The organism is Kitasatospora sp. NPDC004669 (assembly GCF_040609455.1).
Classification (GTDB): Bacteria; Actinomycetota; Actinomycetes; order Streptomycetales; family Streptomycetaceae; genus Kitasatospora.
The window spans coordinates 1-16180 of sequence record NZ_JBEXKB010000034.1; the positions used below are offsets into that span (position 1 = coordinate 1).

General features: G+C 75.3%; 8 protein-coding genes and 1 pseudogene. 4 read left to right on the forward strand and 5 right to left on the reverse strand.

The window, feature by feature from the left end; all coding sequences use genetic code 11:
• Nucleotides 1-420: 420 nt before the first annotated feature.
• Nucleotides 421-1701, reverse strand: a pseudogene (locus tag ABZW30_RS25870) (SpoIIE family protein phosphatase); the annotation flags it as partial.
• A gap of 315 nt (nucleotides 1702-2016) precedes the next feature.
• The gene (locus ABZW30_RS25875; protein WP_355673581.1) at nucleotides 2017-3462 is read right to left on the reverse strand and encodes an FAD-dependent oxidoreductase; all 1446 of its coding nucleotides are present in this window, start codon (nucleotides 3460-3462) and stop codon (nucleotides 2017-2019) included.
• A gap of 476 nt (nucleotides 3463-3938) precedes the next feature.
• Between ABZW30_RS25875 and ABZW30_RS25880 the strand changes: the two genes are divergently transcribed.
• Nucleotides 3939-4814, forward strand: a complete 876-nt coding sequence (locus tag ABZW30_RS25880) for a helix-turn-helix domain-containing protein (protein WP_355673582.1) — start codon at nucleotides 3939-3941, stop codon at nucleotides 4812-4814.
• 380 nt (nucleotides 4815-5194) lie between these two features.
• Entirely contained in the window at nucleotides 5195-7456 is a 2262-nt protein-coding gene (locus ABZW30_RS25885) for a sigma-70 family RNA polymerase sigma factor (RefSeq protein WP_355673583.1), read from the forward strand.
• 37 nt (nucleotides 7457-7493) lie between these two features.
• On the opposite strand, the gene ABZW30_RS25890 is transcribed toward ABZW30_RS25885, so the two are convergent.
• From ABZW30_RS25890 to ABZW30_RS25900, 3 genes are all read right to left on the reverse strand, one after another.
• Nucleotides 7494-8198 carry a DsbA family oxidoreductase gene (locus ABZW30_RS25890; protein ID WP_355673584.1) on the reverse strand — a complete coding sequence of 235 codons (705 nt, stop codon included), beginning with the start codon at nucleotides 8196-8198 and terminating at the stop codon, nucleotides 7494-7496.
• A 99-nt stretch (nucleotides 8199-8297) separates the two neighbouring features.
• Nucleotides 8298-8819 carry a universal stress protein gene (locus ABZW30_RS25895; RefSeq protein WP_355673585.1) on the reverse strand — a complete coding sequence of 174 codons (522 nt, stop codon included), beginning with the start codon at nucleotides 8817-8819 and terminating at the stop codon, nucleotides 8298-8300.
• 442 nt (nucleotides 8820-9261) lie between these two features.
• The gene (locus tag ABZW30_RS25900; protein WP_355673586.1) at nucleotides 9262-11394 is read right to left on the reverse strand and encodes an asparagine synthase-related protein; all 2133 of its coding nucleotides are present in this window, start codon (nucleotides 11392-11394) and stop codon (nucleotides 9262-9264) included.
• An 806-nt stretch (nucleotides 11395-12200) separates the two neighbouring features.
• Here ABZW30_RS25900 and ABZW30_RS25905 point away from each other — a divergent pair.
• Nucleotides 12201-13628 (forward strand): MFS transporter, encoded by a 1428-nt coding sequence (locus ABZW30_RS25905; protein WP_355673587.1) that lies wholly within the window; start codon nucleotides 12201-12203, stop codon nucleotides 13626-13628.
• Between the two features lie 603 nt (nucleotides 13629-14231).
• Nucleotides 14232-15809, forward strand: coding sequence for a TROVE domain-containing protein (locus ABZW30_RS25910; RefSeq protein ID WP_355673588.1), 1578 nt, complete (start codon nucleotides 14232-14234; stop codon nucleotides 15807-15809).
• The last annotated feature ends 371 nt before the right edge of the window (nucleotides 15810-16180 follow it).

A 16180-nucleotide genomic window follows, 5' to 3' on the forward strand; every position in this document is an offset into this window, starting at 1 on the left:
GCCTTCCAGCGGGCCCTCCGGGCGCTTCGTTCTTTCGTGTTTCCAGCTTATCAGATGTTTTCCGCTCCGTTTCCGGGGCTTCGTTCATCCAACTCACCGGCGCCTTCTAGGGCTTGACGCCCCGTCCGACGTTTCAAACTCTAGCCGATCCCCGCTCCGAAAAGCGAATCCAGCCGCAATCCGATAAAACGCGCACACCGAATAAGCACCAGGCCGCAACGCGACAACGCGAAACGACCGGCACGAACCGGAAGTGGTGTTTCAGAGGATTGGCTACCCCGGGGCCGTCCGCGCAAATGCGTGTCCGGTGCTCCCTGCCAGGCAACTCGAAGAACATTAGACCTCTGGAACGGCCGAGTCAAGCTCCGCAACCGGATTATCGGCGTCCTCCTCCACCGGCTCCACCGGCAGGTGGAAGGCCAGGACGGCGACGTCGTCGTCGTGCTCCGAGGTCACGCCCATCGCCCGGAGGAGGCGGGCACAGATCACCTCGGGGGTGCCGATCGCGCCGGTGAGGGTGCGGGCCAACAGGTCGAGGCCCTGGTCGATGTCCTCGTCGCGGCGCTCGACCAGGCCGTCCGTATAGAGGACACCCGTCGTGCCGGGGAGCAGGCGCAGGGTGTGGGAGACGTGCAGGCCGCCGCCGGTGCCCAGCGGGGGGCCGTTCTGTTCCTCGCTGCGCAGGATGGTTCCGTCCGGGCAGCGCAGCAGCATCGGGAGGTGGCCGGCCGAGGCGTAGGAGAGGGTGCGGCGCTGCGGGTCCCAGACGGCGTAGGTGCAGGTGGCGATCTGGTTGGCGTCGATCTCCATGGCGAGGCCGTCGAGCAGGCGCATCACCTCGTGCGGGGGCAGGTCGAGGCGGGCGTAGGCGCGGACGGCGGTACGCAGCTGGCCCATCACTGCGGCCGCCCGCAGGCCGCGGCCCATGACGTCGCCGATGACGAGGGCGGTGCGGCCTCCGTCGATGGCGATGACGTCGTACCAGTCGCCGCCGACGGCGGCCTCGGCGCCGCCCGGTTGGTAGGTGGCGGCGACCCGCAGGTCGGCGGGCTGGTCGAGCTTCTGCGGGAGCAGGCTGCGCTGGAGGGTGACGGCAGCCTCGCGCTGGCGGCGTTCGGCTTCGCGCAGGCGGGCGGCCGCGAGAACCTGGTCGGTGACCTCGGCGGCGAAGATCAGGACTCCGGCGGGCAGGCCCTCGGTGTGGGTGTCGCCGGGGCCGAGCGGGACGCAGGAGACGTTGTAGTAGCGGTTGCCGGTGAGGCCGAGGATGCAGCGGGCCTTGACGCTGCGGGGGCGGCCGCCGCGGATGACCTGGTCCATCAGGGGCAGGACGCCCATGGTGCCGAGTTCGGGGAGGGCCTCGCCGGCGGGCAGGCCGGTGGGGCGGTCGCCGAAGAGTTCGCGGTAGGCACGGTTGGCGTAGCCGAGCTGGTGGAGCGGGCCGTAGGTGACGGCGACCGGGGCGGGGATCCGGTTGAGGACCTCGCGCAGGTTCTGGGGTTTGTGCGGGTCGAGGAGTTCGGCGGTGCCGGTGGGGCTGGTCGGGTCGCGGGGGCTGGGGACGACGACGCCGTCGGTGGAGGGCGTGCCCTCGTCGGTGCCGGCCCCGTTGGGTGGGGCGACACGCCAGGGGACTCCGGTGAGCCGGGCGCTCCAGCGCATGAGGTTCAAACGACGGCCGCTTCCTCGTTTTCCAGGCATATCATCACTTTTTGTGTGCACAACAACACAAGGGGTAATGACCAGTTCGGGCTGATCCTGTCAGGCGGAGGGCCGGTTCCGGAAGTCGCGCGCCCGGCGTGGCCGTCGGATCGGTCGTCGCACCGGGGCCGCGGCCCGACTCATGCGCCCGCCTCGCTGCGCTCGGCAGGGGCATTCGCCCACGCGCACCTGTGAATGATTCGGTCGCTGCGCTCGCTCACGCGCCCACCCCACTGCGCTCGGCAGGGGCATTCGCCCACGCGCACCTTTCGATGACGGGCTTGCTCCGCTCGCCCATCGGGCCGGAGGGAGCGTTCATCGGGACGCTTCCGGTCCGCCGCCGGGCGGCCGGCCGGGCCCGGCGTCAAACCCTTCCTCGAAGGCCGAGCGCGGGTGCTCCATCGCACCCAGGGAGACCACCTCGCGGGAGAACACCCCGCCCAGCACCCAGTCCATCAGCACCCGCACCCGGCGCTCGGTGCTCGGCAGCCGCCGTAGGTGCCGGGCCCGGTGCAGCCACCAGGCCCGCCGACCGGTGAGCCGGCCGCCGCGCCGGGTGTGGGCGACGGCCCGGCCCGGGCCCAGCGAGGTCGAGCAGGCGGCGGGGCCCGGGCGGTACTCGACGAGGCCCGGCGCGTGCGGTCCGCCGTCCAGGGCGACCGCGATGTTGCGGGCCAGCAGCTCGGCCTGGGCGAAGGCATGCTGGGCGTTGGGCGCGCAGGGGGTGCCGTCCGCGTTGGGGTCGGGCACGGCGGCGCAGTCGCCGGCCGCCCAGACCCCGGGCAGGGCCCGTCCGTCCGGGCCGACGGCCTGCAGGGTGGCCAGGCAGCGGACCCGGCCGAGGGTGTCCAGCGGCAGGTCGGTGTCGCGCAGCAGCGGGGAGGGACGCACGCCTGCCGTCCAGACCAGGGTGCGGGCGCCGAAGCGGCTGCCGTCGGAGAGCACGGCAACCTGGCCGACGGCGGACTCCAGGGTGGTGCGCAGCCGGATGTCGACGCCGCGTTCGCGCAGTTGGCCGAGGGTGTGCTCGGCGAGTTCGGGCGACTCCTCGGCGAGGACCCGGTCGGTCGCCTCGACCAGCACCCAGCGCAGGTCCTCGGCGCGGACGTTGTGGTAGTCCCGTACGGCGGTGCGGGCCATGTCCTCCAGTTCGGCGAGCGCGCCGACGCCCGCGTAACCGGCGCCGACGAACACGAAGGTGAGCGCGGACTGGCGCAGTGCCGGGTCGCGGGTGGCGGAGGCGAGGTCGAGCTGCTCCAGCACGTGGTTGCGCAGGCCGACCGCCTCGGCGACGGTGGAGAAGCCGAGTCCGTGCTCGGCGAGGCCCGGCACGGGGGCGGTCCGGGAGACCGAGCCGGGGGACACCACCAGGATGTCGTAGGGGAGTTCGATCGGCGCGGGGGTCTCGCCGGGGCCTGCGGCGTCGGCCAGGGCGCGGCGGGCGGCGTGTTCGATCCGGGTGATCCGGGCGGTCAGCACCCGGCAGTCCGGCAGGGCCCGGCGCAGCGGGACGACGACGTGCCGCGGGTCGATCGAGCCGGCCGCGACCTCGGCCAGCAGCGGGTGGTAGGTGAAGTAGGCCTGGGGCTCGACGACGGTGATCTCGACCTCGCCGCGTCGCAGCCGTTCCCGCAGGCCGCGCTGGAGGTGGAGGGCGGTGGCCGTTCCGGCGCAGCCGCCGCCGGCGATCAGGATCCTGATGGTGCACCTCCTGCCGATGTGACGTTTCGTCCCGGCCGCGCGGCCGGGGGTGTCCCCCATCACGCCCCCTATGAAGGACTGGCCGGGGTGGTCTTGTCCACAGTCCGTACGGGGCTGGTTGCCACGGAAGTGACGGTCGTGGCCAGTTGTGCTCGCTGGGCGACTTTCTGACGCACTTTCGGCCGCGAAGAGCCGTGAACTATGGTCGGATTGTGTGCTGGAGCGGCCACCGCCATGACAATCGGCGGCGACGCACCGTGGAGCGGCCACTACGGCCAGTTCCAGCGTTGGCGCGAGAACCCGACTGGGGGACAGTCATCCGGGGAAGGGTAGTTCCCGGACAGGGCCCCGGGCGGTGCCGACGCGCCGAGCCGGACGTGAAGGCGGCCCGGCGGCACGACCGTGGTCACCGAAACGGGACGGGCGGCACGAACGATGGATCATCGGGTCATTTCTGACGGGCTGAGCTGCACCGGGGGGTGCAGGGGCGGGCGACGACAGGGTCCGGATTCGGACGCCTGCGGGGGAGAGTTGGGATGATGGAACACGAGCAGGTGTTGGGCCGGGCGGGCGCGATGCACGCCGGCCAGGGCATGGTGCCGGAGCAGCGCGTCCCGGTGGACCTGCCGCCTCATGGCGGGGTGTCGTACTCGGCCGTCCCGTACCGGGCGGATCCGCCACCGGCCGCCGCGCCGGTGCCGGGGGCCCGGTTGCGGGTGGACGCCCGGCGGAACCTGGAGAGCGTGCTGCGGGCGGCCCGGGAGGTGTTCGGCGAGTTCGGCTACGGCGCTCCGATGGAGGAGGTCGCGCGCCGGGCCGGGGTCGGGGTCGGCACGGTCTACCGGCGGTTCCCGAGCAAGGAGGTGCTGGTCCAGCGGATCGCCGCCGAGGAGGTGGCCTGGCTGACCACACAGGCGCGGGAGTCGCTGTACGGCGGCGACGGCGCTTGGGAGTCACTGGCCGGGTACCTGGCCCGGGCGGTGGGCACCGGGGCCGGGCGGCTGCTGCCGCCGGAGGCGTTCCGGTACGCGGAGGAACTGGGCCGGGTGCCCGAACAGCGGGTGCCGGAGCCGCCGGCGGCCGTCCGCTTCGACCTGCCCGGCCAGGAGGCACGGTCCGGGTCGGCGGTCGAGCCCTCGGCGGCGGACGCCGATCCCCGGCTGCTGCTGCAGCTGCTGGCCGCCCTGGTGGCGCGGGCCGGTGCCGCGGGCGAACTGCGGCCGGGCGTCACGGTGTCGGACGTGGTGCTGGTGCTGACGGCCTCGGTGCCGGTGCACGCGGCACGTCCCTCGGTCGCGGCGCCGACGGCGGCCGGCTTCACGGCGGTTGTTCCACAGACGGACGGTCAACCGGCCTCCGGGCCGTCGGACCGGCTGTTGCAGATCCTGCTCGACGGGCTGCGAGCGCGCTGACCCCCTGCGCGGTCCGTCCTCGGTGAGCGGCGGCCGCGGTCGACGCGTCGGGCAGGCACGGTCGACGCGCCGGACGGGTACGGGAGTTGGACAGGACACCGGCGCGCGAGCAGGGCACGCGCGCCGGGTGAGGGCGTCGCGCGACCCGACGCCGCACGCCGGGCGAACACATCCGTGACGGCCCCTCGGAAGAGTGGGTCCCGGCCGGTCCGGCTACCGCCCTTCCCTGCGCTATGCCATCCTTTGCCCGTGGTTGGAGCCAATGTCCCGATGCGCGCCCTTCACGCGCCGTCGGCGCCGTACGCCGGGAAACCGTGCGCCTACGCACTCTCGCGCGCCCTGCCACACTACGGGGGCTGTCGTGGAGTCTGGGGTCCATTGTGAGCGCCGAGGAACAGAACGACTACGGGTACGGCCTCGACTTCGGAGGCTTTTTCGGTAGTGCCGCCGAAGGGTCCGCCGCGGGCCCCGGCGGGACCGGTGCCGCCCAAGTGCCGGGCACCGCACCGGGTTCGGGCGCCGGACACGTCCCCGACCAGGCCGGGATGCCCAGCCGCGAGTCGCTGTCCGCCTCGGCCGCCGCACTGCCGCCCGGCCGGGTGCCGGGCCAGGCCGCGGCGGGCCGCGGCCGCGTCGCCCCCGAGGCGTTCGTCGGCGACGGCCGCCCGGCCCGGCCGACCGTGCCCGCCCCCGCCGACCCGGTGGACGGCGAGCGCCCGCCCTCCGACGCCGAGTTGACCGCCCGGGTGCGGGCCGGCGACGACACCGCGTACGAGGAGATCTACCGCCGGCACGTCGACTCGGTGCGCCGCTACGCGCGCACCTGCTGCCGGGACAGCTTCACCGCCGAGGACCTCGCGGGCGAGGTGTTCGCCCGCACCCTGCAGGCGCTCAAGGCGGGCAAGGGCCCGGAGTTCGCCGTCCGCGCCTACCTGCTCACCGCCGTACGCAACGTCGCCGCCGCCTGGACCCGCAGCGAGCGGCGCGAGCAACTCATCGACGACTTCAGCGTGTTCGCCCAGAGCTCGGCCACCGTCGTCGGCCTCGACCTGGCCGACCCGGGCGCCGACGCCTGGGCGATGGCGATGGCCGACCAGCGCATGGTCATGCAGGCCTACGCCGAACTGCCCGAGGACGACCGGGTGGTGCTCTGGCACACCGAGGTCGAACGGGAGTCGCCGAAGACCGTCGCCGTGATGCTCGGCAAGACCGCCAACGCCACCGCCGTCCAGGCCCACCGGGCCCGCGACCGGCTGGCCGCCGGCTTCCTGCAGGCACACGTCTCCGGCAGCCAGGACAGCGCGTGCGAGGCGTACGCCAACCGGCTCGGGGCGTACGCGCGCGGCTCGCTGCGCAAGCGGGCCTCCGCGGAGGTCGGACGGCACCTCAGGGAGTGCGACCGCTGCACGGCGGCCTGCCTGGAACTGGCCGAGATCAACACCGGCCTGCGCGCGCTGCTGCCCGGCGGCGTGCTGGTCTGGGTCGGTGTCGGCGGGTTCGGCGCCGTCGCGGCCGCCGTGGGCGGCGCCGCCGCGGTCGGCGGTGCGGCGGCGGCCGGGACGACGGCGGCTTCCGCGGGGTCGTCGGGTGGTGCCGCCGGTGCCGCCTCGGGTGCGGCGGGTGCTGCTTCCGGCGGCAGCGGGAGCGCGGCGGGTGTCGCGGCCGGCGAGGGTCTGGGCGCCGCCGCCAAGGCCGGGATCGCCGCCGCCGTGGCGGTGGCCGCGGCCGCCGTCGCCGCGTACGCGCTGACCGCCTCGCCCGAACCGAAGCCCCCGGCGGCCGCTCCCCCGGCGGCCGCTCCCCCGGCCACCGCCGCGCCGGCCACCCCCGCCCCGGAGCAATCCGCGCCCGCGGCGCCCGCCTCGGCCCCGGCTCCGGTTCCGGCGCCCAGCAGCGCCGACCCGGCCCCGGAGCAGCCGGCGCCGAGCCCCAGCGCCAGCCCCGAGCCGACGCCGACGCCGACGCCGACGCCGACGCCCGAGCAGCGTCAGGTCCCGGTGGTCACCCCGGCGCCGAAGAGCGAGCCGAAGAACGGGCCGCCCGCGCCCGCCCCCGAGCCGACCACCCCGGCACCGGTGATCCCTACGCCGACCCTGCCGCCGGTGCCGACGCCGAAGGTACCGGTCGTCCCGACGCCGACCCTGCCGCCGGTGCCGACCCCGACCGTCACCCCGCCCTCGCCGCCCGCGCCCAGCGACTTCTGGGCCGACTCGCTACCCGTGGTCAAGCCCGGCCACAACCGGGTGCCGCCGGAGGGGCCGAGCGTCCGGCAGAAGGGCAGCGACAAGTTCTGGCAGCGTGACGGCGCGTGGATCGGCGGCGAGTACCTGCCGCACGCCGTCACCGTGCACGCGCCGGCGACCACGCTGATCGACCTCAACCGCGGCTGTACGTCGTTCGACGCGGTCACGGGGGTGGACGACGCCGCGCTCACCCCGGGTGGAGTGGTGTTCTCCGTCCAGGGCGGCGACGGCCGCACCCTGTGGACCTCCCGCGCGCTCGCCGCCGGGGACGACGCGGTGCCGGTGCACGTGTCACTGGCCGGGCAGAAGTCGATCAAGCTGGTGGTCACGCCGGTGCACGGCATCTGGTCGGCGCTGAACATCGCGGACTGGGCCGAGGCCCGCTTCAGGTGCTCCTGACAGCTCCTGGGACGGGCCTCGGGGGGGCGGCTGCCGCTCAGATCGCGCAGGAGCCGTCCGCGCAGGCCTCCCCGGCCGGGGCGACCTGCACCGGGGCCGGCCGGCGCTCGCCGATCTCGGCGGCGACCTGCTCCAGCACCTTGCGGAAGGTCCCGGCCTCCTGGCCGCCCTGGACCGCCCACTTGCCCTCGAACACGAAGGTCGGCACGGCGGTGATGCCCAGCTCACGGGCCTCGGCCAGCTGGGCCCGCACCTCCGCGGAGCCCTCGTCGCCCGCCAGGTAGGCGGCCACCCGCTCGCGGTCCAGGCCCGCCGCCACGGCGACGTCGGTCAGCGCCGCGCGGTCGCCGACGTCCACGCCGTCGGTGAAGTGCGCCTTCAGCAGGGCCTCCTTGACACGGCCCTGCGCCTCGGCGCCGTACTCCGTCTCGGCGAGGTGCAGCAGGCGGTGGCCCAGGAAGGTGTTGGCGTGCAGGGCGGCGTCGAAGTCGTACGTGATGCCCTCGGCGAGGCCCAGCTCGGCCACCCGCGCGTCCATCGCCACCGACTGCGGGCCGTAGCGCTCGGCCAGCCAGGCGCGGTGCGGGCTCGCCGTCGCGGGCGCATCCGGGACCAGCCGGTACGGGCGGTAGACGACCTCGACGCCCTCCTTGCCCGGGAAGTCCGCCAGGGCCTGCTCGAAGCGGCGCTTACCGATGTAGCACCAGGGGCAGGCGATGTCGGACCAGATCTCGACCTTCATTTCGGGGGGCTCCAGGAGGCGTCTTGAGGCGGATGTACGAGGTAGGTGAACGATGAACCATCTCGGTACATTCCCGGCGGCCCCGGAGCTCTTCGCTGGTCAGGCCTCCGCGGGGGCCGGAACCACCAGCACCGGGCAGGACGCGTGGTGCACCGCCGCCGCACTCACCGAGCCCAGCAGCAGCCGGGCGAAACCCCCGTTGCCCCGGGTGCCGAGCACCAGCGTGTGCTGCCGGGTCGACGCCTCCAGCAGCACCTCGATGACGTTGCCCAGCACCACGTGCAGCGACATCTCCCCCGCGAACGGCCGCGCCCGCTGCCGCGACACGGCGGCCACCGCCCGGCGCAGCCCGTCCGCCATGCTCTCGACCAGCGTCTCCACGCTCTCCTGCACCAGCTCCGCCATCCCCGGCGGATACCCGGCCGGCGCCGGGTTCACCACGGCCAGCACGTACAGCGGCAGCCCGAACAGCTCCGCCTCCGTCATCGCCCGGTCCAAGGCCCACAGCGACCCGTCCGACCCGTCACACGCCGCCAACACCCCGGGCGGCCGCCCCGTCGGCGGCCGCCCGAGCACCGACAGCACCACAGGAACGTCCTGCCCCGGGCTCGCACCGACCACCGCACACTCCCCTCACCGTGGACTCACAGCCCCGCCATCATCACCCGGTCCGCGGGGCCTGCGGGGACAGCCGCGCCGAATGGGGGCGGGGGTGAGGGCGGCGGGCCCGGCGGGCCCGGCGGGCGCCGGTGCGGCATGCGGCATGCGGCATGCGGCAGATCGTGGGGCGCGGCACGCACGGACGGGCCCCGGCGGCGGGCGGGAGGCGGGCCGCGCCGGGCGGCGGCCGGACGCGACGGCGGGGGCGGGTGTCGGAACCGACCCGGCGGGCGCCGACAGCCCGGGCGGTGGGGCTCCCGAGCGACCGAGCAGAACAGGAGGCGTGGGAAGCCGACCCGGCCCCGGCCCCGGCCCCGGCGAACAGGCTTCCGGAGGCCTCACCCTCGGGTGCGGCGGCACCCGAGGGCGGGGCCGGACAGGGGGCGCCTCGGCCGGGGAGGGGTCAGGAGGTGAGTGCCCGGAGGTGGGGGTGGGGAAGGCCGGTCCAGCAGGCGCCGTGGCGGCGGGCGCGGATACGGCGGAGCCAGAGTTCGGTGGAGACGAGGTCGGCGAGGCCGGCGAGGGCGGCTGGGGACAGCGCGGTGGCGGGGTCGGCGGAGCGGGCAAGGCCGGCACGGACGGCGGGGAGGTCGATGAGGCCGGCTTCGGCGAGGAGGGGGGTGTCGAAGAGTTCGGCGAGACCGTCGGCGGCGAGGCGCAGGCCGGCCCGGGCGGGGGCGGTGCGGTCGGGTCGGGGGCCGCGGCCCCAGTCAGGGGGCAGGTCGGTGCGGCCGGCGCCGGTGAGGACGGCGTGCAGGAGGGCGTGCCGGGCGCCCGGTTGGAGGCGGACGTCGTCGGGGAGCAGCCGGGCGGCGCGGACCACCTGGTTGTCGAGGAAGGGCGCGTGCAGCCGTTGGCCGGGCTGTTCGGCGGCGTGCACGAGCGTGCGGTAGGAGCGCGCCTGCCGGTAGAGGGCGTGCCGGGCGCGGTGCGCGCCGGGGTGTTCCTCGGGCGCCGGTTTGCGCGCCGCCAGGCGGAGCCGCAGGGCCACCGAGGTGAGTGCCTCGTCGGAGAGCCAGCGGGCGGCCGCGCCGGGGACGCACCAGGCGAGGTCGACGGCCGAACGGTCGCCCGCCGTGCCGCCGCCGTCCGGGACGTGGCGGGCGGTCAGCTTGGCGGCCGCGTCGTCCAGCGCCTCGGCGTAGCGGACCCGGGAGAGCCGGTGGGCGGCCCGGACCACGGTGAGCGGGGTGCGCAGCGCGCCGGCCAGGACACCCGCGGCGGCCCGGTCGGCCCCGGCCAGCGCGGCGACCGGGGGCAGGAGTTCGCGGGGCCGGCCGGCCCGGATGAGGTCGGCGAGCCGGGCCGGGTGGCCGTCGAGCACCTGGCGGGCGCCGTAGCCGGTGAGGTGGTCGGTGCCGCCGGCGTCGAAGCGGGCCTCGGCGCGGGCGGCGGCGACGAGCTCGGGGCCGGGTTCGTCGGTGAGCCGGCCGGACTGCAGGTCGGCGCGCAGCCCGGCGTACGGGAGGGTGTCGGGACCGGGGTCGAGCACGGTGTGCCGCAACCGCGGGGTGTCGGGGGCGAGCGCGAGGGTGGCCGGCGGCTCGGTCTCGCCGAGGGTGACGGCGGCCAACTGCTCGGGGGCGGAGGGTTCCTGGGCGGCGGCGCGGGCCCAGGAACCCTTGACCGCACCGGTCCTGGCCCCGGGGGCGACGGCCGGGACGGCGGCCGTGGACGGCGCCGGCGGCAGCGGTACCGCGGCGGCGAGCAGGGCGACGGTGGCGGAGGCGGTGCCGTACGAGAGGTCGACGCCGAGCCGGGCGCGTCCGGCGGGTCCCGTGACCGGCGCGGTGGTACGGACCCGCGAGCGGACGGATTCCAGCAGCGCGCGGGTGAGCTCGCGGATCGCGGGCGCCTCGTCGCGCGGCTGTTCGGCGCCGGGCGGCTCGTCGTAGGCGTCGAGGTACGGGCGGCCGCCGCGGATGGCGAGCACATGGCCGGGCGGCACCCGCTGGACGCCCAGGTACGGCGTGCCGGCGCCGAGCGCCTCGGGCGATTCCGGGCAGGCGAGCCGGGCGGCGAGGTGGCCGGTGTCCAGCGGGGCGCCGACCAGGTCGGCGAGCGGGAGGGCCGCGGTGGCGTACGCGGTGCCGCCGGCCCAGGGAGTGTGGAAGACGGGCTGCGCGCCGGCCAGGTCGGTGAGCAGCAGGGTGGAGCGGGTGCCGGCGCGCAGCACGACGGTGTAGCTGCCGGGCCAGGCGGTCAGGTGGCGGACGGCGCCGCCGCGGGCGGCGGCCAGGCCGGCGGCGAGTTCGGCGTCGGTGGCACCGCAGTGGCCGAGGACGGCGAGCCGGCTGGTCGCGGGGGTGTCCTCGCCGGGATCGGGGGCGGTGGGGCCGGTGCTGACCACGGCGCGGGAGCCGGGGCGGAGGGCGACCAGGCGGATCTCCTCGGGCCGCCAGTCGCCCACGGCCCAGAGCGGGTCGGGTCCGGTCCACAGGGCACGCGCGGCGATCGGCGCGACCGTGGCGAGGACCTCGTGCGTCGGCGTGCCCGCTCGGGGCGCGCCCGTGCTCCAGCCCGTCAGCCACCGCATCGCGCCTCCACCGTACGAGGACCTGCACTCGCGCGGCGCGTCCGGCGCCGGGCGGGCGGCCGGGTGGGGTGCCGTAACGGCCGGCACGCGTGTCCGGGCGTGCCCTCGGCTCCGGCGCGCCGTCTGGAGACATCGTGCCACCACCGGGCACTGCCGGGGCCGGTGTTGTCGGTTCCGCTTCTGTTTCGGCGACGGCTTCGGCGGCGGCTTCAGCGGCGGCTTCAGCGGCGGCTTCAGCGGCGGCTTCAGCGGCGGCTTCAGCGCGGGCGTCCGGCAAGGCTGCGGAGAAGGCCCGAAGGAACGTTCCGGCGGAGTGGTTTCGAGCGGGCCGGGCCTCCCCCTCCCCGGCCCGGACCGCCCGGGGGCACCTTTTGGCATGGGCATCGCGAGATGGCCGAAAGGCGTCGCCCGGCCCGGGAGGGCATCCGCATGCCCTCCCGGACTCAGCCGCCGCCCGCGGGGATTGAGGCGGCGGTATCCCCCGGCCCGCCGGGTCCTCGACGGCGGGCCGACCCACGACCACCAGCGAATCGCCGAGCAGCCGGTCGGACCAGGGGGCACGGCCGGGCGCACGTGAACACGGGACCGGAGCACGACGCTCCGGCGCGCGGCGCGGTCGATCCGCTCCGGGTGGTCCGGACCAACCCCCACGAGGGCCCGGCACGGCACCGCCGGGTGCGCGATCCCGCCATCCGGAATGCGGCCTCTTAACCGTCGGAACGCGTCCGACTACTCTAGGTACAGCAGCTACGGCCCGGTGCCGCCCGGGCCCCGCGCACAAGGCCGCAGGAGGTGCCGCCGCCACCATGACCGTCAGCCCACGTGGACCGAACGAACGGCTCGGCACGCTCCTGACCCTCGCCCAGATCAGCAACGCCGGACTCGCCCGCAGGGTCAACGACCTAGGCGCCCAACGCGGGTTGACGCTGCGGTACGACAAGACCTCGGTGGCCCGCTGGGTCGGCAAGGGCATGGTCCCGCAGGGGCCCGTCCCGCACCTGATCGCCACCGCCATCGGCGGAAAGCTCGGTCGGCCCGTCCCGCTGGAGGAGATCGGCCTGGGCGACACCGACCCGGCGCCCGAACTCGGCCTGGCCTTCCCGCGCGACGTCGCCGACGCCGTCCGCTCCGCCACCGACCTGTTCCGGGTCGACCTGGACCTGCGCCGGGGCCCCGGCGGGGGCCGCTGGAGCGACAGCCTGGCCGGCACCTTCTCGGTCGCCGCGTACGCGACGCCCGTCTCCCGCTGGCTGATCAACCCGGCGGACGGCTCGGTGGCGCGCGAGGTGCCGCGGTCCCCGAGCGAGAGCTCCTCCTACCGGGTCGGCCAGTCGGACGCCGCCAAGCTCCGCGAGGCCGCCCAGGAGGCCCGCCGCTGGGACTCCAAGTACGGCGGCGGCGACTGGCGTTCCTCGATGGTGCCGGAGTGCCTGCGGGTGGAGGCGGCGCCGCTGCTGCTCGCCTCGTACAGCGACGCGGTCGGCCGGGCGCTGTTCGGCGCGACCGCCGAACTCACCAGGCTGGCCGGGTGGATGGCCTTCGACACCGGGCAGCACGAGGCCGCGCAGCGCTACTACATCCAGGCCCTGCGGCTCGCCCGGGCCGCCGCCGACGTGCCGCTCGGCGGGTACGTGCTCGCCTCGATGAGTCTGCAGGCCGGCTACCGGGGCTTCGCCGAGGAGGCCGTCGACCTCGCCCAGGCCGCCCTGGAGCGCAACCGGGGTCTGGCCACCGCCCGGACCATGAGCTTCTTCCACCTGGTGGAAGCACGCGCCCAGGCCAAGGCCCGCAATGCGGCAGCGTGCGCGACGGCGCTCGGCGCGGCGGAGAGCGCACTCGAACGAGCGCGCGCCGGGGATCCCGATCCGGCGTGGATCGACTTCTACGCCTACGACCGGCTCGCCGCCGACGCCGCCGAGTGCTTCCGCGACCTCGGGGTGCCCTCCAAGGTCCGGCAGTTCACCCGCGAGGCGCTGGCCAAGCCCACCGAGGGCTTCGTCCGCTCGCACGGCCTGCGGCTGGTGGTCTCGGCGATGGCCGAGGCGGAGGCGGGCGACCTGGACGCCGCGGTCGCCGCCGGCGAGCGCGCCGTCGAGGTGGCCGGCCGGATCTCCTCGCAGCGCAGCCGGGAGTACGTGGTGGAGATGCTGCGGCGGCTGGAGCCGTTCCAGGGCGAGCGCCGGGTCCGGGAACTGACCGAGCGGGCGCGGGCGGTGATCGTCGCCCCGGCGTGAATCGCGGGACTTCCCGCGTGATGCTCGGAGCTTCCCGCGTGATGCGCGGGACCTGACGATAAATGGGATGCACCTGCGGGAGGGACCTCGCTAAGGTCTCTCTCGTCCAGGTGCGCAGGCAGAGGTTACTTCCACTCCTCATGGGCGGGTCGCGGGTTCGAGTCCCGTCACCGGCTTCGGGCCGGTGTAGCTCAGTCGGTAGAGCAGCTACGTCACCTCAGCCGACATCGAACTCTGGACACCTAAACGTGAATAGAATTCCGCACCTCCCGGTGCGACGGCAGCGGTTACTTCTGGTAGACGCCGGTATTCCGGCGTAGCGGTTCGAGCCCGCGAAACACCGCCGCCAACCTGATCTCGGGAGGCAGTGCGCTTCGGAGTGCCCGGTGCGCAGGCGGGGGTTACTTCGGATCTTGCGGTTCCGGGTTCAAGTCCCGGGCGTGCCGTGCGCGAGTGCGGCCGCTAGCTCAATCCGGTAGAGCACAAGGCATATACACCTCCGCCGACGTCGGCCGTCCAACGGTCGTCATGATCTCGGGCACCCCTCACCGCGTCATGCCTCCCTCCTGTCGAAACCACCAGCAGACCGAGGGGGGCTGTTGCATGTCCAGGTTCAACGTCCGCAAGGCCAAGGCGAGCCCGAACTCGCCGGTGGCCACGACCGGGCAGCGCGGCCTCACCCACGAGGGCGGCGTCGGCTACGTCCGGGACCGCAAGTCCGAGCTTTTTCTCTTGTCAGTGGCCAACATGGTCGGCAAGGACACCTTCTACGAGCGCGGCGGCGACCGCGACGACCGCTACACCGCGCTGGTGCGCGAACTCGCCGTCGCCGAGCCGGAGTGGACCCTCGGGCTGCTGCGCTGGCTGCGGTACGGGGCGCAGATGCGCACCGCCGCGCTGGTCGGCGCCGCCGAGTTCACCCGGGCCCGGCTGGACGCGGGCGCCCACGGCCACTCCCGGCAGGCCGTCGACGCGGTGCTGCGGCGCGCCGACGAACCCGGCGAGCTGCTCGCGTACTGGACCTCGCGCTACGGCCGGGCGCTGCCCAAGCCGCTCAAGCGCGGCATCGCGGACGCGGTGCGGCGGCTGTACGACGCGCGCTCGCTGCTCAAGTACGACACCGCGTCCAAGGGCTACCGCTTCGGCGACGTCCTGGATCTGACCCACCCGACGCCGGACCCGGACAAGCCTTGGCAGGGCGCGCTGTTCGCCCATGCCCTGGACCGCCGGCACCGGCCGGAGGAGGCCGTCCCGCCCGCGGCCGTCCCGCTGCTGACCGCCAACCGCGAGCTCCTCGCGCTGCCGGTCGAGCAGCGCCGGGCGACGGTGACCGCCGGGGACGGCGCCGAGCGGCTGACCGCCGCCGGGCTGACCTGGGAGGCGCTGGCCGGCTGGCTGCAGGGGCCGCTGGACGCCGCGGCCTGGGAGGCGATCATCCCCTCCATGGGCCCGATGGCGCTGGTGCGGAACCTGCGCAACTTCGACAAGGCGGGGGTGTCGGACCCGGTCGCGGCCGAGGTGGCCCGGCGGATCTCCGACCCGGGCGAGGTGCGGCGCTCGCGCCAGTTCCCGTTCCGCTACCTGGCCGCGTACCGGCACGCGCCCTCGCTGCGGTGGGGGCACGCGCTGGAGACCGCGCTCGGCCACTCGCTCGCCAACGTGCCCGAGCTGCCCGGCCGGACGCTGGTCCTGGTCGACCGCTCCGGCTCGATGTTCGACCGGCCCAGCGCGCAGACCCAGCTCAACCGGGCGGACTCGGCGGCGATCTTCGGCACCGCGCTGAAGGTCCGGGCGGCCGAGGCCGACCTGGTCGAGTTCGGCACCACCAGCCGGGTGATCGAGGTCGGCCGGGGCGAAGCGGTACTGCGGGTGCTGGATCGTTTCAGCAGCCTCGGCGGCACCAACACCGCCGAGGCCGTCCGCAGCCACTACCGGGGCCACGACCGGGTGGTGATCGTCACCGACGAGCAGACCGGCTTCGGCTACCGGGGCAGCGACCCGCTCTCCGTCATCCCGGCCGACATCCCGGTCTACACCTGGAACCTGGCCGGCTACGAGCACGGCCACGGCCCCAGCGGGAGCGCCAACCGGCACACCTTCGGTGGCCTGAGCGACGCGGCCTTCCGGCTGATCCCGCTACTGGAGGCGGGGACGAACGCCGGGTGGCCCTGGGAGGTGTAGCGGGGGGGTGGCGCGTGAGGCCGGGGGGCCGAACGCGTCACGCCACGGCAGGGGCAGCGGCGGCACGCGGGGTCGGGGGAGCCGGCGCGCCGCACTGCGGCCGGGCGGGGAGACCGGCCGCGGCTACCCGAGGCGGAGCCACCCGGGGGAGGCTCCGCCGACACCCGGGGTGGGCGGCGACACACCGCCGCCCACCTCGGCGTGCCACGACGCGAACCGGCGGGGACCACGCACCCGCGCGGCGGAGCCTTCACGGGCCGACCGGCGCGCCGGGAGGCGGCACCGCCGATCACTCCACGCACCCTCGACGCCCACCCGCCCCCGTGGCAGCATCGGCGGCAGACGGGGGCCGGGCGGCAGACGAGGAGCGC

Coding starts and splice junctions, on each gene's coding strand:
- ABZW30_RS25880 (WP_355673582.1), top strand. CDS start 3,939: ATGATGGAACACGAGCAGGTGTTGGGCCGGGCGGGCGCGATGCACGCC.
- ABZW30_RS25910 (WP_355673588.1), top strand. CDS start 14,232: ATGTCCAGGTTCAACGTCCGCAAGGCCAAGGCGAGCCCGAACTCGCCG.
- ABZW30_RS25900 (WP_355673586.1), bottom strand. CDS start 11,394: ATGCGGTGGCTGACGGGCTGGAGCACGGGCGCGCCCCGAGCGGGCACG.
- ABZW30_RS25905 (WP_355673587.1), top strand. CDS start 12,201: ATGACCGTCAGCCCACGTGGACCGAACGAACGGCTCGGCACGCTCCTG.
- ABZW30_RS25890 (WP_355673584.1), bottom strand. CDS start 8,198: ATGAAGGTCGAGATCTGGTCCGACATCGCCTGCCCCTGGTGCTACATC.
- ABZW30_RS25875 (WP_355673581.1), bottom strand. CDS start 3,462: ATGGGGGACACCCCCGGCCGCGCGGCCGGGACGAAACGTCACATCGGC.